The sequence below is a fragment of the Brevundimonas alba genome (assembly GCF_011927945.1).
Taxonomy (GTDB): Bacteria; Pseudomonadota; Alphaproteobacteria; order Caulobacterales; family Caulobacteraceae; genus Brevundimonas; species Brevundimonas alba.
In genome coordinates this window covers 1,654,161-1,674,696 of record NZ_JAATJM010000001.1, presented here as the reverse complement: position 1 = coordinate 1,674,696, position 20,536 = coordinate 1,654,161, and the positions used below count along the sequence as shown (strand labels likewise).

The 20,536-nt window shown below is 69.3% G+C and carries 19 protein-coding genes; 14 read left to right on the top strand and 5 right to left on the bottom strand.

The genetic code is table 11. From position 1 onward, the window contains the following. The first annotated feature begins 47 nt into the window (after nt 1-47). Nucleotides 48-251: a cold-shock protein gene (locus GGQ87_RS08140; protein ID WP_056451926.1), complete on the top strand. Its 204-nt coding sequence runs from the start codon at nt 48-50 to the stop codon at nt 249-251. Between the two features lie 14 nt (nt 252-265). On the opposite strand, the gene GGQ87_RS08135 is transcribed toward GGQ87_RS08140, so the two are convergent. The 3 genes from GGQ87_RS08135 to GGQ87_RS08125 all read right to left on the bottom strand — a co-directional run bounded on the left by GGQ87_RS08135 (nt 266) and on the right by GGQ87_RS08125 (nt 2,153). Then, the gene (locus tag GGQ87_RS08135; protein ID WP_168046404.1) at nt 266-1,165 is read right to left on the bottom strand and encodes a DMT family transporter; all 900 of its coding nucleotides are present in this window, start codon (nt 1,163-1,165) and stop codon (nt 266-268) included. Between the two features lie 68 nt (nt 1,166-1,233). Then, a complete protein-coding gene (locus GGQ87_RS08130; RefSeq protein WP_168046402.1) occupies nt 1,234-1,533 on the bottom strand; it encodes a hypothetical protein in 300 nt (99 codons plus the stop codon). A 14-nt stretch (nt 1,534-1,547) separates the two neighbouring features. Continuing rightward, entirely contained in the window at nt 1,548-2,153 is a 606-nt protein-coding gene (locus tag GGQ87_RS08125) for a hemerythrin domain-containing protein (protein WP_168046400.1), read from the bottom strand. A gap of 216 nt (nt 2,154-2,369) precedes the next feature. Between GGQ87_RS08125 and GGQ87_RS08120 the strand changes: the two genes are divergently transcribed. Together GGQ87_RS08120 and GGQ87_RS08115 are read left to right on the top strand one after the other, a co-directional pair. Beyond that, entirely contained in the window at nt 2,370-2,750 is a 381-nt protein-coding gene (locus GGQ87_RS08120) for a histidine phosphatase family protein (RefSeq protein WP_168046398.1), read from the top strand. A gap of 67 nt (nt 2,751-2,817) precedes the next feature. Continuing rightward, nucleotides 2,818-4,434, top strand: a complete 1,617-nt coding sequence (locus GGQ87_RS08115) for a hypothetical protein (protein ID WP_168046396.1) — start codon at nt 2,818-2,820, stop codon at nt 4,432-4,434. On the opposite strand, the gene GGQ87_RS15555 is transcribed toward GGQ87_RS08115, so the two are convergent. Then, nucleotides 4,431-4,565, bottom strand: coding sequence for a hypothetical protein (locus tag GGQ87_RS15555; protein WP_280644099.1), 135 nt, complete (start codon nt 4,563-4,565; stop codon nt 4,431-4,433). The genes GGQ87_RS08115 and GGQ87_RS15555 overlap by 4 nt on opposite strands. Before the next feature lie 159 nt (nt 4,566-4,724). On the opposite strand from GGQ87_RS15555, the gene GGQ87_RS08110 reads away from it, so the two are divergent. Together GGQ87_RS08110 and GGQ87_RS08105 are read left to right on the top strand one after the other, a co-directional pair. Beyond that, on the top strand, nt 4,725-6,356 hold the full coding sequence (locus tag GGQ87_RS08110) for a peptide chain release factor 3 (protein WP_168046394.1): 1,632 nt from the start codon (nt 4,725-4,727) through the stop codon (nt 6,354-6,356). 126 nt (nt 6,357-6,482) lie between these two features. Next, on the top strand, nt 6,483-7,727 hold the full coding sequence (locus GGQ87_RS08105; protein ID WP_168046392.1) for a hypothetical protein: 1,245 nt from the start codon (nt 6,483-6,485) through the stop codon (nt 7,725-7,727). Nucleotides 7,728-7,735: 8 nt separating this feature from the next. On the opposite strand, the gene cysQ is transcribed toward GGQ87_RS08105, so the two are convergent. Next, entirely contained in the window at nt 7,736-8,521 is a 786-nt protein-coding gene (cysQ, locus tag GGQ87_RS08100; RefSeq protein ID WP_168046390.1) for a 3'(2'),5'-bisphosphate nucleotidase CysQ, read from the bottom strand. Nucleotides 8,522-8,611: 90 nt separating this feature from the next. On the opposite strand from cysQ, the gene chpT reads away from it, so the two are divergent. From chpT to GGQ87_RS08055, 9 genes are all read left to right on the top strand, one after another. After that, nucleotides 8,612-9,265: a histidine phosphotransferase ChpT gene (gene chpT / locus GGQ87_RS08095; RefSeq protein WP_168046388.1), complete on the top strand. Its 654-nt coding sequence runs from the start codon at nt 8,612-8,614 to the stop codon at nt 9,263-9,265. Between the two features lie 99 nt (nt 9,266-9,364). Beyond that, the gene (locus tag GGQ87_RS08090; RefSeq protein ID WP_168046386.1) at nt 9,365-9,736 is read left to right on the top strand and encodes a response regulator; all 372 of its coding nucleotides are present in this window, start codon (nt 9,365-9,367) and stop codon (nt 9,734-9,736) included. A 4-nt stretch (nt 9,737-9,740) separates the two neighbouring features. Next, nucleotides 9,741-10,556 carry a CheR family methyltransferase gene (locus GGQ87_RS08085; protein WP_168046384.1) on the top strand — a complete coding sequence of 272 codons (816 nt, stop codon included), beginning with the start codon at nt 9,741-9,743 and terminating at the stop codon, nt 10,554-10,556. Between the two features lie 167 nt (nt 10,557-10,723). Next, nucleotides 10,724-15,802, top strand: coding sequence for a beta strand repeat-containing protein (locus GGQ87_RS08080; RefSeq protein ID WP_168046382.1), 5,079 nt, complete (start codon nt 10,724-10,726; stop codon nt 15,800-15,802). Nucleotides 15,803-15,879: 77 nt separating this feature from the next. Then, a complete protein-coding gene (locus tag GGQ87_RS08075) occupies nt 15,880-17,778 on the top strand; it encodes a M20/M25/M40 family metallo-hydrolase (protein ID WP_168046380.1) in 1,899 nt (632 codons plus the stop codon). Nucleotides 17,779-17,813: 35 nt separating this feature from the next. After that, nucleotides 17,814-18,257 (top strand): MaoC family dehydratase, encoded by a 444-nt coding sequence (locus tag GGQ87_RS08070; protein WP_168046378.1) that lies wholly within the window; start codon nt 17,814-17,816, stop codon nt 18,255-18,257. A 216-nt stretch (nt 18,258-18,473) separates the two neighbouring features. Then, entirely contained in the window at nt 18,474-19,556 is a 1,083-nt protein-coding gene (recA, locus tag GGQ87_RS08065; RefSeq protein ID WP_168047428.1) for a recombinase RecA, read from the top strand. 228 nt (nt 19,557-19,784) lie between these two features. After that, nucleotides 19,785-19,988, top strand: a complete 204-nt coding sequence (locus GGQ87_RS08060) for a hypothetical protein (protein ID WP_168046376.1) — start codon at nt 19,785-19,787, stop codon at nt 19,986-19,988. 62 nt (nt 19,989-20,050) lie between these two features. Beyond that, nucleotides 20,051-20,518: a hypothetical protein gene (locus tag GGQ87_RS08055; protein ID WP_168046374.1), complete on the top strand. Its 468-nt coding sequence runs from the start codon at nt 20,051-20,053 to the stop codon at nt 20,516-20,518. The last annotated feature ends 18 nt before the right edge of the window (nt 20,519-20,536 follow it).

Below are 20,536 nucleotides of genomic sequence, written 5' to 3'. Positions count from 1 at the left end.
CCCCGCAGGGGCGCCTGCCTGGAAAGCGCGTTTACGGAGACGCAGACATGGCGACCGGCACGGTCAAGTGGTTCAACCCCACCAAGGGCTACGGCTTCATTCAACCCGATGGCGGCGGTCAGGACGTGTTCGTTCACGTCACCGCCGTTCAGAAGGCGGGCCTGCAAGGCCTCGATGAAAACGCCAAGGTCGAATACGAGCTGGAATCCCAGCGCGGCAAGACCTCGGCGGTGGAGCTCAAGCTCCTCTGAGCTGAACCGACAATCTAGGGAACGGGCGCGGCGGCTACGGCTTCCGCGCCCTTCTTTTTGAGCGAAGACCACTGCGCCAGCACGATCGCGGTCAGCACCACCGCCCCGCCGATCAGTTGCACCGCCGTCATCGTCTCGCCGAACACCAGCCAGCCCAAAGCCGCCGCCACGACGGGCTGGATCAGGATGGTCACCGCGGTCAGCGCCGCCGGCAGCTTGCCCAGCGCCCACGCCACGCCGCCCTGCCCCACGACGTGCATCACCCCCATGGCGGCGCAGGCGGTCCAGCCGGCGGCGGTCGCCGGCCACAGGTCCTCGCCCAGCGCCAGCGAGACGCCGAGCAGCAACGGCAGGCCGAGACCCGTCGACCACAGCATGATCTTCATCGCCGACGCCGTCCGGCGCGCGGCCTTCACCGCCAGGAAGTAGCCGGCGTACCAGAGCGCCACGGACAGGGAGAACAGGTCGCCCAGACGGGGGTTGGTCCCCTGCCCGCCATCCGCCCCGGCCGACATGGCGAAGGCGCCGGCCAGCGCCAGCCCAAGGGCAAGGATGAACAGCCGACGCGGACGCTCGCGGAAGGCGAACCATGCGAACAGCGTCACCACCACCGGCGTCAGGTTGCAGAGCACGGTGGCGTTGGCCACCGAGGTCATGACGATGCCGTAGTGCCAGAAGGACAGGTCCAGAACGAAGAACAGCGCCGCCAGCCCCATCCATTTCGATGGTGTTCCGACGCCCTCACCGCCCGGCCGGGCGGTGATCGCCAGCAGCAGAGGCAGGGCGAAGGCGAAGCGCCAGAAGCCGGCGGCGGCGGGCCCGGTTTCCGTCAGCCGCACGAGGATCGGCGCCAGCCCGAGCACGCAGGCGGCGATCAGCAGGACGACGAGGGCGGCGGAGCGGGACGTGGGCATGAACCGCCCTATAGGCCCAGGCACGGCCCGCCGTCTCGTCGATCTGCCTGTCAGCGGCGCCTGAACGCCTAGGCCGTCGCGACGGGGTGACGACGGGCGGAGGCGGTGGCGACCCACACCAGCACCGCCGTCGACAGCAGGATCCCGCTGACCAGCACCCCCGCCGCCAGCAGCCCCTTGGGCGTATGCACCATCCGCGCCTTCAGCGAGACCGGCCCGGCCTTCGCCTCCACGGCATCGAGATCGGCGGCGGGCTCGGCCTCTCCGTCGGACCGCACCACATCCGCCGTCGGATCGAGCTCGGAGAGATCGGCTCCGGCGGCGAGGGTTCCGGCCGCCTCTTCTTCCTGCAGCGGCGTCTGGGTCATCGGCTCGCCTCCGCTCAGGCGCCCATGCCCGCGCCTAGGCCGTCGCCCCGGCTCGCATCCTGCGCGGCGCTTCGGCCCATCCCGCCGTCAGCGCTTTCGCCGCAGTAGCGTTCGAACTCCTCGCGGTAGCGGTCGGTCAGGTGGTCCTGCCGGTCGGCCTTGTCCTTGAGATGCAGGAACCAGCTCGATTCCTCCTCGTACATATGGGTCAGGACCGCGCCGCGGATGTGCTCCAGCTTGTCCTTCCACTGCGGCGTCGAGGGGGCGATGTTCTCCCACTCCGCCATCTGCATCTTGGCCGTGGTCTGTTCGCTGTAGGCGTGGCCCGCGTGCATCTTCTCGCCGGCCTGGGCCAGCGCCGGATACAGCACCACCTCCTCGGCCAGCGAATGGCCTTTCAGGATCACGGCCAGCTCCTTCATCGCCGCCACCCGGTCCTCGGCCGACTCCGCATCACGGCAGGCCTCGAAGCACGCGCGGATCTGGTCGTGGTGATCCAGCACCATCCAGAGCCAGCCGTCGCGGCTGGCGATCGCGCGGGCGTTGGCGGTGGCCTCCGCACGTTTCTCATCGTTCGGCATGGGGGTGATCTTGCCGAGAACCTTGTCGACGACGGACATGGCGGATTTCCTTGCGGTGGGTTGCGGGTCGCAGGGGCAACCGGGCGCGCCCGGCGGATGTTCCCGGGGTTCGGACGCCAGTTCCTAACCAGCCGTTTCGTCCGCGTTCGGCGGTGCGAAATCCTTAACGACGTTCGGGAACGGAACCGCAAGCGCCTGCCGCTACGGTCACATCTAACGGGCCGCAATGAGCCCGGAGATGGACGGGTGTTTTCGATGCTCTTTCTGCTGAACGATGTGGTGTTCGACCTGGACGAGACCTGCCCGGTCACGCCCGGCGACGCGCGCCGCTTCGACAAGCTGGGCTTCGATTATGTGCTGGCCCTCGGCTGCGAGCTGTTCGCCGAGGACCCTCTGCTGCACCACAACGACCCGGAGCGCGCGCGCCGTCTGGCGTGGCTGATCCACGACCGCTCGCCCGAGGTCAACGCGGCCCTGTTCGCCGCGCCGGTGGCGGGCTGCGACCCCGATCTGGTCGAGCCGCAGTTCTGCGCCCTGCCCGAGCCGGTCATGCGTCAGCTCAAGACCCGCGCCTCGAAGGGCAAGCTGGACGCCGTCGCCGCCGACAAGGCCGTCTGGATGCGGCTCGCGGCCTGACAACCGCCCAGCTTGTGTAGCCGTCGCCGCCAACGGTAGGGTTGTCCCCTGCCTGGAGGGGGCTCCCATGTTCACCGCTTTCACCAAACCGCTGGCCGCCGCGCTTGTGCTGCTGGTCGCCTGCGCCGCCGGTCCCGTCCGGGCCGACTGGCGCAAGGCCGAGACGGCGCATTTCATCGTCTATGGCGACGCCTCCGAACAGGCTTTGCGCGCCTACGCCCAGAAGGCCGAGCGGTTCGATAGTCTGCTGCGCACCTACTATCCGATCGTGGTCGACCACGAGATTCCCAAGCTGGAAATCTTCCTCGCCGACGGTCGCCGCGACATGCTCCAGGCCTCGCCGGGCATCAGCGCCGGCGTGGGCGGCTACTACTCGCCCAACAGCGGCCGCATCCACGCGGTGGTGAACACCGAGGCGATCTCGGGCGACGTGGTGCTGTTCCACGAATATGCCCACCATTTCATGTTCCAGATGAACTCCAACGCCTACCCGTCGTGGTTCGTGGAGGGGTTCGCCGAATACTATGCGACCGCCGACATCCGGCCGGACCGCATCCAGTTCGGCCGGCATCATCCCGGCCGGATGCAGGCGCTGAACCTTGGCCCCAACAGCTGGGCCAAAATGGAGGACGTGCTGACGTGGCGCTACACGCCTTCCGGCCGCTATCCCGCCTATCTGTATTACGCCCAAGCCTGGGGCATGACCCACTACTTCATGAGCACCCCCGAGCGGACGCAGATGCTCGGCCGCTACCTCGCCGCAGTGGTCGGCGGCCAGAACTCGGTGCAGGCCATGCGCGAGGCGACCGGCCGGACGCCGGAGCAGCTCCAGACCGACGTCCGCATGTATCTGTCGGGCTCCATCAATGTGTGGACGCCGCAGATCACCATTCCCGAGCCGCAGGTCACCGTCACCTCCCTCACCCCCGCCGAGTCCGCCATGGCCTGGCTCGATCTGCGCCTCGACCGCACGCCGGTGATCGAGGAGCCGGCGGAAGAGGACGGCGCCACCCGCAAGTCGGAGGCGCAGAAGGCGCGCGAGGCGCGCGAAGAGGCGGAGGAGCGCGCAAAGCTGATCCGCGACGCCTTCGCCATGGCCGAACGCCACCGCGGCGACCGCATGGCCATGCTGGCGGAGGCGCGGGCCCACCGGCTGTCGCACGATCCCGAAGCCGCCTTCAACGCGCTCGAATCCCTCGTCGGAGAGGGCTCGACCGACGCCGACGCGCTCCGTCTGGCCGGCATGAGCCTGCTGGATCTCGCCGACAAGGAAGCCGATGCGGACGCCGCCATGGGCCGGCGCCGCGCCGCCATGGGCTATCTCAGCCGCGCGCTGGACGCCGATCCGCTCGACTTCCGCATCTATCTGGGCCTGAACGACGCGCGAAAGGGGCAGGCCCGCTACCCCACCGACAACGACGTCTCGACCCTCGAGGTGGCCATGGCCTTGGCCCCGCAATCCTTCGACACCCGGCTGCGTCTCGGCCAGGCCTATCTGGCGCGGCAGCTCAACGCCGAGGCGATCAATGTCCTGACGCCGGTCGCCAACAGCCCGCACCGCAGCGGCTATACCCGGCGGGCGCGCGAAATGATCGCCGCCGCCAACGCCGCCATGGGCCGCTCGACCGAGGTGTTCGAGGCTCCGCCCTCGGAAGAGGACCCGGCGGAGGCGCCCGCCGCCTAGACCAGCACGTTGAAGACCACGTGCACGATGGTCGCGCCGACCAGGATCACGCCGAAGCCGGCCAGCAGGCTGACCGCGGGGTGCGGGCCGTCATGATGGGGCGGGGGCGTTTCAGGCAGATCAAGGGCCATGGCCGTTCCTTGCGTTTCCAAGGCGGCGCCCGATTGCGTGACCGGACGTCTCGCCGGCCCCGACGATGACTCCAATGGCCCTGTCTGCCTAGGGGCTATTCGCCGGCGGGTGACTTTCGGCCCCGTCCGCGCTAACTCGCGCGGCCCAACGGATCGAACATGTCGAAACTGACCCTCCAGCAGGAGGCCCTGCGTCGCAGGACCTTCGCCATCATCGCGCACCCCGACGCCGGCAAGACCACGCTGACCGAGCACATCCTGCTGGCCGGCGGGGCCATTCGCGCGGCGGGCGCCGTGCGGGCGCGGGGCGAAAACCGGCGCACCCAGTCCGACTGGATGAAGATCGAGAAGGAGCGCGGCATCTCCGTCAGCGCCTCGGTCATGACGTTCGAGCACGACGGCAAGATGTTCAACCTGCTGGACACGCCAGGCCACGAGGACTTCTCGGAAGACACCTACCGCACCCTGACCGCCGCCGACTGCGCCATCATGGTGCTGGACGCCGCCAAGGGCATCGAGCCGCAGACCCTGAAGCTGTTCGAGGTCTGCCGCCTGCGCGACATCCCGATCATCACCTTCATCAACAAGCTGGACCGCGAGGCCCAGGACCCGATGGCGCTGCTGGACGAGATCGCCAGCCGCCTGCAGCTCGATCCCGCCCCCATCTGGTGGCCGGCCGAGAGCGGCAACCGCCTGCGCGGCATGGTCGAGATGGGCACCGGCATGTTCCAGCCCTACGCCCGCAAGCCGGCCGGCTCGGCCGAGGACGTGCCCCACCCCGAGGCTCTGCCCCTGTCGGACGCCGCCCGCTATTTCGAGGAAGGCGAGCACGAGGCGCTGATGGAGGCGCAGGAGCTGGTCGAGGGCGGCTATCCGGCGTTCGACCGCCAGTCCTTCCTCGAGGGCCATATGACGCCGGTGCTTTGGGGCTCGGCCCTGCGCCATTTCGGCATCGACGAACTGCTCAGGGCGATCGGCGAATGGGCCCCCGCGCCCAAGGTCATGAAGGCCCGCAAGGAAGCCCCGCCCGAGACCCGCAACGCCCCCGCCCCGGTCGACCTGACCGTCGAGCCGGGCGCCGCCGAGGTCACCGGCTTCGTTTTCAAGGTCCAGGCCAACATGGACCCCAACCATCGCGACCGTATCGCCATGTTCCGCATGGCCTCGGGGTCGTTCAAACGCGGCATGAAGCTGAAGGTCCAGAACACCGGCAAACAGCTGTCGGTGAACGCGCCGATCATGTTCTTCGCCAGCGACCGCGAGCTGGCCGAGGACGCCTTCGCCGGCGATGTCATCGGCATTCCCAACCACGGCGTCCTCCGCGTCGGCGACAGCCTGTCCGAGACCGGCCTGATCCGCTTCGCCGGCCTGCCGAACTTCGCTCCCGAAATCCTGCAGCGCGTCCGGGTCAAGGATCCGCTCAAGGCCAAACACCTGAAGAAGGCGCTGGACGGCTTGGCCGAAGAGGGCGTGACCCAGCTGTTCCGCCCCGAGATGGGCTCTGACTTCATCGTCGGCGCCGTCGGCCAGCTGCAGTTCGAGGTCATGGCCGACCGGCTGGGCGAGGAATACGGGCTGGAAGTCATCTTCGAACCCTCGCCCTGGGCCGAGGCGCGCTGGATCGGCGGGACCAAGGCCGATCTGGAAGACTTCATGGGCAAATACCGCGGCCAGATGGCCCGCGACATCGACGACGACCCCGTCTTCCTCGCCAAGTCCAGCTGGGAAACCGGCTACGTCATGGAGCGCTTCCCCAGCGTGGCGTTCACGAAGACGAAGGAGCGCGGCTAGTCCGCATCCGCCCCGCCGGACGAACCTCTCACCGTCAAGCCGAACCGTGACCGCGGCGTTGCGTTTGCAAGGGCAGCGAGAGGGACGGCTGTCAGTCCCGAAGCGGGACGGAGCGCGGGTCACCCCATGTTCGAATTCGGTCGGGACCTGAGGAAGCTGTTCGAAAAGGCGCGCGAAAGCGACGACCTCGGCTGGCTGGAGCTGATCGGCGCCGACCTGGTGGAGGCCGAGGCGCGCCGCGAGGCCGTCGACGCGGGCCGGGTCTCCTGCACCCGTCCCTTCGACAGCTGGATGCGGGCCAGCGCCCTGTGGCGCGAGCACGCCCGCCGCACCGGCCGCCGCGAAAGCCTGGAACGCGCCGCCCGATGCGCTTCCGACGCCGCCCACCACACCACCACCCCCGACCAGACCGCCGCCGTGGCGATCGAGTCCGGTGAGATTCACCTCCTGCGCTTCGATCTGTTCGGTGGCCCGGCGGCCCTGACCGCCGCCCTGTCGGACGCCCAGTCGCTGACGGCCGAACGGCCGGTGACGCGAGCCGCCGCCGCCGCGCTTCATGCCCGGCTGTGCGCCCGGCGCGCCCGGCTGTCCGGCGAGCCCTCGACGCTGCTGGACGCCGCCGCTCTGCTGGACGCGGCGCTGCACGGCGCCCGGGCCCTGCCGCCGATGGTGGGAGACGAACTCAGGCTGGACCGTGCGGCCCTGGCCCTCGAGGCGGGCGTGGCCCGGCGCGACGGGCGGCTGCTGGATCAGGCCGGCCGCGACCTGCGCGCCCTGATCGAGACCGCCTCTCCCGACTACCGTCCCCTGACCCGGGCGCGAGCCCTCGCGCTGGCTGGAGCCGGCCTGATGGCGCTGGCCGAACTGGCGAGGAACGACGCCGCCAAGGCGCAGGGGCAGGCGCTGTTCGACGCCGCCGCCGACCAGTTCACCCCCGACCACAGCCCCTTGGACTGGGTCGCCGTCCGCATGGCGCGAGCCCAGTCCGACACCCCGCTGCTCCTGCTGGCCGAGGCCGAGGCGCTGAGCCGCGAGCCGGGCCTGATCCTCGGCGCCCTGGCGCGGGAACGGCGCATGGCGGCGGAGGCGGCTCTGGCCGAGGCGATGACGGATATCGCCACCCTGTCCGGTCTGGAAGCGGTCGTCCGCCGCCGGCTGCAAGACGGGCCCCGCACCGAGCCGCTCGACTGGGCCGCCGACCAGATCGGCATGGCCCATCTGGCCATGGCCAAGGCCCGGCTGACCTCGACGGAGCCGCGATCGGTCGGACTGATGCTGGCCGAGGCGCTGGAGACTGCCCGCGAATGGGGCGCGCCGTCGCTGATGCAACGCGCCGTGCTGGCGACGCCGGAGACGGTGGCCAGAGCCTGAGCCTGAGCCTAGCCGCCCAGCGCCACGAAGCCGCCGTTGCCGAACCGGGGCTTGCCGTACCGCAGCGGCTGGCCGTCTTCGGCCATGACCCGGCCGCCGGCGGCCTCGAGCACCGCCTGCCCCGCCGCCGTGTCCCACTCCGAGGTCGGCCCGGTGCGCGGATAGGCGTCGAACCGGCCCTCGGCGATCAGGCAGAATTTCAGCGACGAATCCGTCCCCTGCCACTGCACGCAGCCGTGGCGCGAGGCGAGGCGCTCGGCCTCGACGTCGGTCATGGAATGGCTCATCACCGCCATGGGCGAGGCGGGACGGTTGCGCACCTTGATGGCCTGCCAGCTCTCGCCGAAGCGACGGCGCGACGCGCCGGCTCCGGGCGCGCCTGAACGCCAGGTCGTGGCGGTGGCAGGGGCGGTGACGACGCCCGCCACCACAGCCCCCTTGTGCACCAGAGCGATGTTCACCGTGTAGCTCTCGCGGCCCTCGATAAAGCCGCGCGTGCCGTCCAGCGGATCGATCAGCCAGAACCACTCCGCCGCCTCGGCCGGTGCGCCGTCGGCCGCCACGGCCTCCTCGGCCACCGTCTGGACGCCGGGATACCGCGCCTCCAGCCGTTCGAGGATCAGGGCCTCGGCCTCGCGATCCGCCTTGGTCACGGGGCTGTCGTCCGACTTGGTCTCGGCGACGACGCCGTTGCGCCAGTAGGGCAGGATCACGCGCGCCGCATCCTCGGCGATATCGGCCAGCGCCTCGGTCAATGCGCCCGAGGCGAGGTCGGCAGTCAGTCGTTTGCTCATGGCCGCTCCGATAGCCCATCGGGACGGTTTGAAGAACCGGCAAATCAGGGCAGCGTCCGCGCGACCGATCACCTGTTGTTTTCGAGCCCGATGACCGACACCGCCGCCCCCTCCTCCCTCCCCGACGGCCAAGCCCTGGCGGCGCTGGTCGCGGGCAAGCTGTGCCACGACTTCATCAGCCCCGCGGGCGCGATCAGTTCGGGTCTGGACCTGCTCAAGGACCCGACGGCCCAGGACATGCGCGACGACGCCATGGGGCTGATCGAGGCCAGCGCGAAGAAGATGGTGGCGCTGGTCGCCTTCGCCCGCGTGGCCTTCGGCGCCTCGACCTCGGCCGAGCGGTTTTCCGGAGCCGAGCTCGGCGAACTGGTGGCGGGCCTGACCGAGGGCGGCCGCGCCACCCTCGACTGGCGCGTGGAGGCCGGCGACTACTCCAAGGCGCAGGCTCGCGCACTTGTGAACCTCGCCTACCTGACGATGGCGGCCCTGCCGTCGGGCGGCGCCGCGAAGATTTCGACCGAACGCGGCGAGGCGATGAAAATCGAGGGCGTGGCCGAGGGCGCCCGCGCCCGGCTCAAGCCCGAAGCCGTCGCCGGTCTGTCGGGCCGGCCGCTCAGCGAGGGCCTGCCGGGCCAGTGGATCCAGCCCTACTGGCTGTGGCTCACCGCCCATGACGTGGGCGGAACCCTCGAAGTGCAGGCCGACGAAGGCCGCGTCACCCTGACCGCCCACATGCCTAACTGACGCTTAAGGCGGTTTCCCAAGGACTCGTTAACCGGCGCACGGTGATTATAGCGGATGGCGCACACACGCAGGCGTTGTGCGTAGTTTGGAAGCGATCTTTTGACCCCCAGAACCTGTCTGATCGTCGACGACAGCCGGATCATCCGCAAGGTCGCCCGGCGCATCGTCGAAGGCCTCGGGTTCGAGGTCGACGAGGCGGCTGACGGGTCCGAGGCCCTCGCCTTCTGCGCGGGCGTCATGCCCGAAGTCATCCTGCTCGACTGGTCGATGCCGGTCATGGACGGAATGACCTTCCTGCGCCGTCTGCGCACCCTGCCCGGCGGCGGCGGTCCCAAGGTTCTGTTCTGCACTATCGAGACGCGCGCCGAACGTATCGCCGAGGCCCTGTCCGCGGGCGCCGACGACTATGTGATGAAGCCGTTCGACGGCGAGATCCTGACTTCGAAATTCGCCGAGGTGGGGGCCGTCTGAACCCATGTCGCCGGACGATTTCGACCGCCTCCAGTCGCTGATGGCCTCGCGCGCGGGGTTCCGGCTGACGCGCGACCGGATGAAGCTGGCAGAGCACCGGCTGGGCCCGCTGGCGCGCCGCGAAGGCTACGAAACGGTCGACGCCCTGCTGGCCTCGCTCTGGGCCAAGCCGGTCGCGGGGATGGCGTGGGCGGTGATCGAGTCCCTGCTCAATCCCGAAACGTGGTTCCGCCGCGACCGCAAGACCTTCGATACCTTCGCCGGCGAACTCCTGCCGGCCCTGTCCGCCGCCCGCGGCGGCGCGCCGGTCAAGGTCTGGTCGGCGGGCTGCTCCACCGGGCAGGAGCCGTGGTCTCTGGCCATGGCCGCCATGGACGCCGGCTTCCCGGTCGAAATCGTCGCCACCGACCTGTCCCAGCGCGCGCTGGAGAAGGCGCGGTCCGGCGCCTACACCGGTTTCGAGATCCAGCGGGGCCTCGCCGCCGGGACCATGCTGAACTGGTTCGACCAGGCCGAAGACAGCTGGATCGCCCGCCCGCAACTGCGCGCCGCCGTCCATTTCGCCCGCGCCAACCTGCTGGACGCGCCGGCGGACGACCATCGGTTCGACGTCATCTTCTGCCGCTATGTTCTGGCCGACATGGACGCGGCCCGCAGGGCGCAGGCGCTGGACAACCTCGAGCGGCGGCTGGTCGACGACGGCTGCCTGTTCCTGGGCGCGGACGAAGGGCTGGAGGCCGACAGTATCGCATTCCGTCCCGTGGCCGGCCGCAAGGGCCTGTTCGTCAAGACGCCGGCGGCCCTGCGTCGCGCCGCCTGACGCAGCCCTGACGGGCGCCAAACAACCCCACCGCGATTAAATAACGCCGTCACGCGAATTTGCGTACGGCGCCGTACCGTGCGACCGTCAGGGCGCCGGGGGGCGTGATCAAGCATTCCCTGCCCGGCGTTGGCGCGGATCATCCGCCGCCGCGGGGGGCTTCCGAGATGACGACGATCAACGGCACGAACGGTCCCGACACCCTGCCCGGAACCTCGACCCCGGACGACATCTACGGCCTCGGCGGCAACGACATCATCAACGGCTTCGGCGGTGAGGACGTGCTCTTCGGCGGGGACGGCGCCGACTACCTCAATCACAACACCTCGACCGACTATCTGCTCGATGACTTCTTCTACGACTACCTCGATGGGGGCGCGGGCAACGACGTCATCGACATCGGGGCCTTCGACATCGCCTACGGCGGCGCCGGCATCGACCGGGTGACCTTCTATGGGACCCAGAGCTATTTCACCGCCAGCGGTGTCAACTGGGATCTGACGGGCGTCACCGACGTCAACAGCTGGCTGAACAACATCTTCGCCGGCTTCGTCACGGTCTACGAATTCGAACAGCTCGGCCTCGTCGGGGCCAACTTCAATGACGTCATGATCGGCAACGATCTGGACGCCGGTCTCCCCATGACGATGGAGGGCTATGGCGGCAACGACCGACTGGAGGGCCGCGGCGGGCGCGACGAACTGTACGGCGGCGACGGTGACGACATCCTTCGCGGCGACGATGGCGATGACATCGTGGACGGCGGCGCCGGAAACGACGACATCCAGGGGGGGAACGGCTTCGATCTCTTCATCACCCGGATCACAGGCGGCGATCCGCTGGCCGTGACCGTGGATCTGACCATCGCCACGGCCCAGGACACTGGCAACGGCAATGACACGATCGTGGGTGTCGAACATCTGCGCGGCATCGCGGAGTCGGCCAACCAGAGCTTCCACTTCCTCGGGGACGCCGGCTTCAACAATCTCACCGGCAGCCTCGGCGCCGATACGCTCGAGGGCCGCGACGGGAACGACAGCCTGCGGGGCGGCGCCGGCGGCGACTCCCTCATCGGCGGTAACGGTCTGGACGAGCTCAGCTATTTCGGGTCGGACGCGGGCGTCACCATCAACCTGACGGCGCTCACCGCGTCCGGCGGCCACGCCACCGGCGACACCTTCAGCAGCATCGAGAACGTCAACGCCACAGAGTTCAATGACAGCCTGACCGGCGACGGCCTGGCCAATCGATTCGTCGGCAACGGCGGTGTCGACACCCTCAACGGCCTGGCAGGCAACGATTTGCTGATCGGCGGTTTCGGCAGCGATGTCCTCAACGGCGGCGACGACCACGACCAGATCTGGAACAACAGCCAGGCCGAAAACGGCTTCGACGCCGCAGTCGACACGATCGACGGCGGTGGCGGGAACGACACCATCTTTGTCGGCGAGGGCGACATCGCCAGCGGCGGGCTCGGCTCCGACGCGGCCGTGGCGAGCTTCTACGGGCGCGGCTCCGGTATCGTCCTCGACATGAGCGCGGGGGCCGAGGCGGCCATCGAGGCGATGGGCGGCTTCCAGCTCAGCGGTTTCGAACTCTTCGCGGTCGTCGGCACGGCCCACGCCGACCACATCACCGGCAGCGCCGTGGGTGAGGAAATTACGGGCGGAGAAGGCGACGATACGATACTCGGCGGCGGCGGCTTCGACACACTGATAGGCGGCTTCGGCGACGACACCCTCGACGGGGGCTTCGCCAACGACCTGCTCCGCGGCGGCTTCGGCAACGACATCTACGTCCTCGACGACGTCAGCGACGCGGTGCAGGAATTCCTCGACCAGGGCGTGGACGAGGTCCGCACCGCCCTGGCCAGCCACACGCTGGCGGTCAACGTCGAGACGCTGACCTTCACCACCGCGGCCAACCACACGGGGGTCGGCAACGCGATCGCCAACACACTGAACGGCAACGACGGCGACGACACCCTGACGGGCGCGGGCGGCGACGACGTCGTCAATGGCGGCCTCGGCAGCGATACGGCGGTGTTCGCTGGAAACCGTGCGCTCTGGACAGTCAGTTATCTCGACGATGGCGTCCATGTTTCCAATGGCGTCGAAGACAACGTCCTGACCGGTGTCGAATTCCTCGCCTTCGCCGACATGACGATTCCGGCGGCGACCCCGAACGTGATCAATGGCAGCGGGGACTCCGACAACCTCGCAGGCGACCCGGTCACGCCAAACGTGGACATCATCCATGGCCTGGGCGGCGATGACGTCATTTCCGGCCATGGCGGGGACGACGCCCTGTACGGCGACGACGGCGCGGACATCCTGTCCGGTGGCCACGGCGACGATCACATCGAGGGCGGCGGCGACGACGACAACCTCTACGGCGAAGACGGGAATGATGTGCTGATCGCAGGCGGCGGCTCGTTCCACCAGCTCAACGGAGGCGAAGGGAACGACGTGCTCGTGGGTGGCAGCGGCGTCAACTACCTCAATGGCGGGGCCGGAGCGGACTATCTCGACGGCAGCGCCGGTTCTTACGACATCGCGGCCTACTATGGCCCGGCGGTCGTGCTTGATCTCGACGGGAACACGGATACCGGCGACGCCGTCGGGGACGTGCTCGTCGGCATCGAGGCGTTCAGCATGGGGGAGGGCAACGATGTGGTGATCGGTTCAACCACCGCCAGCGGCTACATCGAGCTCAACATGAGCGGCGGCGACGACATCCTGCATGGCGGAACCCGCGACGAGAACTGCTACGGCGGCGACGGCGCCGATCACCTGATGGGCAATGACGGCGCCGACTTCCTGCAAGGCGCCGGGGGCGACGACCATCTGGAGGGCGGAGAGGGCGCCGACCGGTTCATCGACGACGACGGCCACACCATCATGGACGGCGGGAACGGCGACGACACGATCCTGATCCAGGGCGGCCAGGGTCTGCTTACCCTCGATCTGCGGCTCACAACCGAACAGCAGATGTCGGCGGACGCATGGGTCACCCTGACGTCGGTCGAGGGGCTCTATATCCAGACGGGCCGAGCGGCGCACGTTACCGGAACGGATGCCGCCAACCAGTTTTATGGCGGCGGCCTCGACGATGTCCTGATCGGGTTGGCCGGGAACGACGCCATGTATGGCGGAAGCGGCGCCGACAACCTCAGCGGCGGTGACGACGCGGACAGCCTCAACGGCCAAGGCGGCGACGACATCCTCAGCGGCGGCGATGGCGCCGACGCGATGGACGGAGGCGAGGGCGCGGACAGCCTCGACGGCGGGCTGGGCTCCGACAACCTCGGCGGCGGCGCCGGCGACGACAGCCTCAGCGGCGGCGGCGACACGGACAGCCTCTACGGAGGAGGTGGAGCCGACAGTCTCGACGGAGGGCTGGGCGCCGACTACCTCGACGGCAACGGCGACGACGACATCCTGCGCGGCGGCGGCGGCGCGGACGAAATTTACGGCGGCGACGGCGTCGATACGGCGGACTTTTCGCTGGCGGCGGGGGGCGTCACGGCGATCCTTGCGGCCAATGCCATCTCCAACGACGGCGACGGAAGCTCCGACACGATCTATCAGGTCGAGAACCTGATCGGTTCGGCCTTCGCGGACAATCTGTCGGGCGACGAATGGGCCAACCGGCTAACCGGCGGCGCGGGCGCGGACGTGCTCTATGGAGCCGACGGCGACGATGTTCTTCGTGGCGGGGCCGGCGCGGACGTCCTGAGCGGCGGAGGCGGTATCGACACGGCGGACTATTCGCTGGCCGCGGCGGGCATGCGGGCCCAGCTGAACTCCAACGCCTCATCCAACGACGGCGATGGCGGCTCGGACATCTTCACGGAAATCGAGAATCTGACCGGCTCGGCCTTCAACGACACGCTGATCGGCGACAACAACGTCAACGTCCTGCGGGGTGGCCTGGGTTCGGACACCCTGCTCGGCCTCGGCGGCAACGATGTCCTCTGGGGCGGCGCCGGCGCCCTGAACGCCCTGACCGGAGGTCTTGGAAACGACACCTATGTCCTCGAGGCCGCCGACTCCGTCATCGAGAACGCCGGCGAGGGCACCGACACCGTCGATGCGCGGATCAACACCTACGTCCTCAGCAACGTCAACGTCGAGAACCTGATCTTCGGCGGCACGGGCAATTTCGCGGGCACGGGCAATGCGGCGGCCAACGTCATCACCGGCGGCGGTGGCGACGACGTGCTGCGCGGGCGCGGGGGGATCGACGTGCTGAATGGTGGAAACGGCGTGGATACGGCCGACTACACCCTGGCCGCCGCCGGGGTCACGGCCCGCATCGACCTGCAACGCGCCACCAATGACGGCGACGGCGCGACCGATACCTACACCAACATCGAGAACCTGATCGGGTCGAACTTCAACGACACCCTGATCGGCGGGACCGGCGCGAACCTGCTGCAGGGCGGCATCGGCACCGACACCCTGCTCGGCTTCGGCGGTAATGACATCCTGATGGGCGGCTCGGGCGCCGCCAACCAGCTGCAGGGCGGCGACGGCGACGACCGCTACATCCTCGACGCCTTCGACACCTGCGTCGAAGTCGCCGGTCAGGGCATCGACACCGTCGAGGCCCGGGTCGGCTCCTATACGCTCGGGGCCAACATCGAGAACCTGATCTACACCGGCCCCGGCGGCTTCGTCGGCACCGGCAACGTTCTGAACAACATCATCACCGGCGGAACCAAGGCCGACATCCTGCGCGGCGGCGGCGGCAACGACAGCATCTACGGCGGCGGCGGACAGGACGAGTTGCAACTGCGCGGCGTCTCGGCCAACTACACCATCACCGCCGAGGGCGCCGGCTACCGCATCGTCGACAGCGTCGCCGGGCGCGACGGATCCACCTATGTCGAGAGCATGGAGGTGGTGCGGTTCTCCAACAACACCTACCGCGTCCTGACCTATCCGCCGCCGGCTCCGGCCCCGCAGGAAGCCGGCGACAAGGGCGGCGATCTGTCCCAGGTTCTGCCCAGCATCCACGACGACGGTTTCGTCCTGCCGGCCATCGTCGACGACCAGCCCCTCGTCCTGCCGGGCGCCGAGGCGTTCAAATTCGCTGACGAGCCGCTCGTCCTGCCCGGAGCCGAAGACGCGGCGTCCCTGTTCCTGGCCCTCGAGGCGCGGCTGGAGACTCCCGGCTGGGCGCTCACGCTCGACGCCGGAACGGGCGAGCCGGCGCACCGCTTCGACGACTGGATGAACTGAGCCCCTCCCGTCATCCCCGGTGATGACGGACCGCCCGGCCCCCGCTAGGGTCGTGCGGTCATCGGGGAGGATGTCTCATGCGGCTGTTCTGGCTGATCGGATCGCTGGCGCTCGCGCTGCTGATCGGAGTGGCGACCCTGCAGGTTCCCGGACCCGCGGGCGCGAACGCTCCGGCGACAACCTTCTCGGCCGAACGGGCCATGGCCGATGTGCGGGAAATCGCCCGGTGGCCGCATCCCGTCGGCTCTGCGGATCACGCCCGGGTCCAGGCCCTGCTGATCCAGCGCATGACCGGCCTCAGCCTGCAGACCACCACCCAGACCGGTCCCCTCTCCCCCGGCGCGGCGCAGTATCTGACGAAGATCGGCGGCGACCCGGCGGAGGCGAATTTCTCGGCGACGAACCTGATCGGCGTCCTGCCCGGCCGGAACCCCGCCCTGCCCGCCGTCGCCCTGATGGCCCACTATGACACCGTGCCGAAGTCCGCCGGCGCGGCCGACGACACCGCCGGCGTCGCCGCGGTGCTGGAGACGGTACGGGCCATCCGCGCGCGCGGACCCGCCGACCGGACGCTGGTCGTCCTGCTGACCGATGCCGAGGAGATCGGCCTCGACGGCGCGCGAGTGTTCTGGGGCGGACACCCCCTGCGCGACCGCATCGGCGCCGTGATCAATCTGGAGGCCCGCGGCGGCGGCGGCCGCGCCATGATGTTCGAGACCGGCCGCGGCAATGCCGACACCATCGCCCTGTTCGGCCGCGCGGGCGTGCGCGCCGACGGCGGCGTCACCTCCAACTCGCTGGCGGTCTTCGTCTATGAGCGGATGCCCAACGGCACCGACTTCACCATTCCCAAGGACCGCGGCGTTCAGGGCCTGAACCTCGCCTTCATCGGCCGTCCGAACCAGTACCATGCCCGCTCCACGCCCGAGGCGCTGGACCGGGGCGCGGTGCAGCACATCGGCTCGCAGGCGCTGGAGAACGCCGACGCCCTGCTGCGCGCCCCTGCCCTGCCCGCCCGCACGGCCAATACCGTCTACGCCGACCTGTTCGGCCGGATGATCGTCAGCCATCCGCCCGGCGCGGGCTGGGCCCTGCTGGCACTCGCGCTGGCCTTCCTTGGAGCGGCGGTCTGGCGGTCGCGCCGTCTCGCCGGCCTGACGTTCGCCGACGTCGGACGCGGCATGATCGACGGCGTCTGGTTCCTCGCCGTCGGGCTGGTCCTGACACAGGCCGTGCGCACCCTCGCCGGCCCCATGGCGCAGCGCGCCGCGAGCGCGGACGCCTACTACACCCTGCTCGGACGCCTCCCGTGGATGGAGGCGGGGACCGCCCTCACCGTGCTCGCTCTCTCCATGGCGCTGATGGGAGGGCGCGGCCGGCCCGACTGGCGCGTCACCGCCGGCGCGCTCGGGCTTGCCGCTGTGGCCGCCCTCGTGCTCGGCGGGTTCAGCCCGATCGTGATCGGCGCCTCCGTGATCGCCATCGGCCTGTCGATGGCGCCGGGTCTGGCGGCGAAGACGGTCTGGGGCGGCTGGAGCGGCCTGATCGCTCTGGTCCTGGTCATCGGCGCCGTGGCCCAGGCCGTCGCGCCCGAGGCCGCCTTCCTGTTCCTCTGGCCCGGCGTCCTCGCCGCGGCCGTGGCGGCGGTGGCCGCCTTCCTCGACCCGGCCCTCGCCCGCCCGAAGTCCCTCGTCCCGGTCGCCATCGCGGCCGTGCTCGGCGGCGGCTGGCTGATCGGCCTGTCGCATCCGGTCTTCCTCGGCATCGGCATCGACCTGCCCGGCGTGCTGGTGCTGATCGGCCTGCTGGTTCTGATGCTGGTCCGACCGCTATCGCCCGAGCGGGGCGTCGTCCGGCCTTGGCTGATGGCGGCCCTGGCCGTTCTGGTCCTCGGCGCCGGCGTGTCGGCCTGGGCCCGGGTCGCGCAGCCGATGCCGGTCGAACCGCCGCCCGCCGCCGCATCGCCGACGTCCTGATTTGACGCCGCCGTCGGGGGCCGCGAAGAAGGCTCATGACCCAGCCGCTCTATCTTGAAGACCTCCACGTCGGTCAGACCTTCACGACCGGCTCGGTGACCGTCACGACCGAGGCCATCAAGGCGTTCGCGCGCGACTATGACCCCCAGCCGTTCCATCTGGACGAGGAGGCCGCCCGCGACAGCCTGTTCGGCGGTCTGGCGGCCAGCGGCTGGCACACGGCGGCGCTGAGCATGCGGCTGATGGTCGACGGCCTGCCCTTCGCCGGCGGCCTGGTCGGCGTCGGCGGCGAAACCACCTGGCCACGGCCGACCCGTCCGGGCGACGTTCTGACCGTGCACGTCGAGGTGCTGGAGATCCTGCCCTCGAAGTCTCGTCCAGAGCGCGGCATCGTCCGCACCCGCCACGAAACCCGGAACCAGCACGGCGAAGCGGTCCAGATCTCCCACCTCGGCATCGTGGCCTGGCGCCGGCCCTAGGGCAAAACGCGGAACCGCCTGTTTCCAAAGGCAAAGCTTGATTCCGATACGTCAAAATCGGACGTAGGCTCTCACCGTTCCAAAAAGAACATATTGGCAACCGGAACAAACCGTGCACATATCTCCCCTCACAGGGAGCGGGTCACGGTCATCGGACCGAAGGCGGGCCTCTCCCCCGGGTACCGAACGGGAATCATGGCAAGGGAGAGTGGCAAGGTGGCAGCGCAGGCGGCATTGAAATTGGTCGGCAAGGACGACGGCGACAAGCAACGGGCTCTGGAGGCGGCGATCGCCCAGATCGACCGCGCCTTCGGCAAGGGCTCGGTCATGAAGCTGGGCAAGAACGGCGTGACCGAAGCCATTCCTTCGGTGTCGACCGGCTCGCTGGGCCTCGACATGGCCCTCGGCATCGGCGGTCTCCCGCGTGGCCGGGTCATCGAGGTGTTCGGTCCGGAAAGCTCGGGCAAGACGACCTTGGCCCTGCACACCGTGGCCGAAATCCAGAAGGCGGGCGGCACCGCCGCCTTCGTCGACGCGGAGCACGCGCTCGATCCGGGCTACGCCCAGAAGCTGGGGGTCAATCTCGACGATCTTCTGGTCTCGCAGCCCGACACCGGCGAACAGGCGCTCGAGATCGTCGACACCCTCGTTCGTTCGGGCGCCGTGGACATCGTGGTGGTCGACTCCGTCGCCGCCCTGACGCCGCGCGCCGAGATCGAGGGCGAGATGGGCGACAGCCTGCCCGGCCTTCAGGCCCGTCTGATGAGCCAGGCCCTGCGCAAGCTGACCGCCTCGATCAACAAGTCGCAGTGCATCGTGCTGTTCATCAACCAGATCCGTCACAAGATCGGCGTCATGTACGGCTCGCCCGAGACGACGACGGGCGGCAATGCGCTGAAATTCTACGCCTCTGTCCGCCTCGACATCCGCCGCACCGGCGCGATCAAGGACCGCGACGAGGTCGTCGGCAACACCACCCGGGTCAAGGTGGTCAAGAACAAGGTCGCCCCGCCGTTCCGCGAGGTCATCTTCGACATCATGTATGGCGAGGGTATCTCCAAGCTGGGCGAGATCATCGACCTGGGCGTCAAGGCCGGCGTGATCGAGAAGTCGGGCAGCTGGTTCTCCTACGACAGCCAGCGCATCGGCCAGGGCCGCGAGAACGTGCGCGCCTTCCTCAAGGCCAACCCGGACATCGCCGACTCGATCGAGAAGGCCGTGCGCGCCTCGACCAGCAAGATCGCCGAGGAACTGCTGGGCACGCCCGAGCCCGACGAGGGCCAGGACCTCGAGGGCTGATCCCCCCAACTGACCGAAGTGGCCGAAGTGGCCGTCGTTTTTCGCGGCCACTTCCTTCCGCCCCATCCAACTTCTCCGGCCGGGTCCGCCGACCCGCCACCGACCCCGCCGGGCCGGGCCGGACGGAGCGGCCGCTCGATCCCACCCGGGTCGGGCGGCCTTTTTTCTTCGAAGCTGGACCTTTCCTCCAGCGCGGCGGTTGTCGGGTTCGTCAAACGGAGCGCGCCCATGGCCGACAATCAGGTCCAGTCCCTCAGCCAGTTCACCCTGTCCGAAACCCCTGACGGCTACCTGCTCGAGATCGAGGGCGACGGGGGCGCCTCCATGGCGGTGACAGCCTCTCCGGAGCAGATCGACGCCATCATCGACGCCCTCGACGAGCTCCTCTCCGAGGACGAGGCCGCCGCCGACGAGGTTGACGACGCCGACTGACCCGCCACTGGCCAGCCGCCCCGCCCGCGCCTAAGCTCCCCTCATCTCGGGGGAGACGCGACATGACCGGATCGACCAGGGGCTCCACGGGCCGCGCCATCCTGCTGGCCACCCTCGCCGCGGGTGCGCTCGACATCTGCGCCGCCATCCTGCTCAACCTGCGCGTCGGCCCGCTGATCGTCCTCCAGTCCGTCGCCGGCGGCTGGATGGGGACCGAAGCCTACCGCGGCGGCTGGACCACCGGCCTGCTCGGCCTCGCCGCCCACTTCGGCATCATGCTCGTCATCGCCGCCGTCTACATGACCCTCGCCGCCCGAACCGAGGCCCTGCGGCGCCAGTGGATCGCCGCCGGCGTCATCTGGGGCGCGCTGGTCTGGACCGTGATGACGCTCGTCGTCGTCCCGATGTCGGCCTCGCCCCTGCCGATCCCCGACGCCCTGCACATCGTCCAGGGCCTGATCGTCCACGTGCTGATGGTCGGCCTGCCCATGGCGTGGATCGCGCGGCGGACGTTCGGCCCCTCCGCCTGAACCCGATCCCGTCGCCGA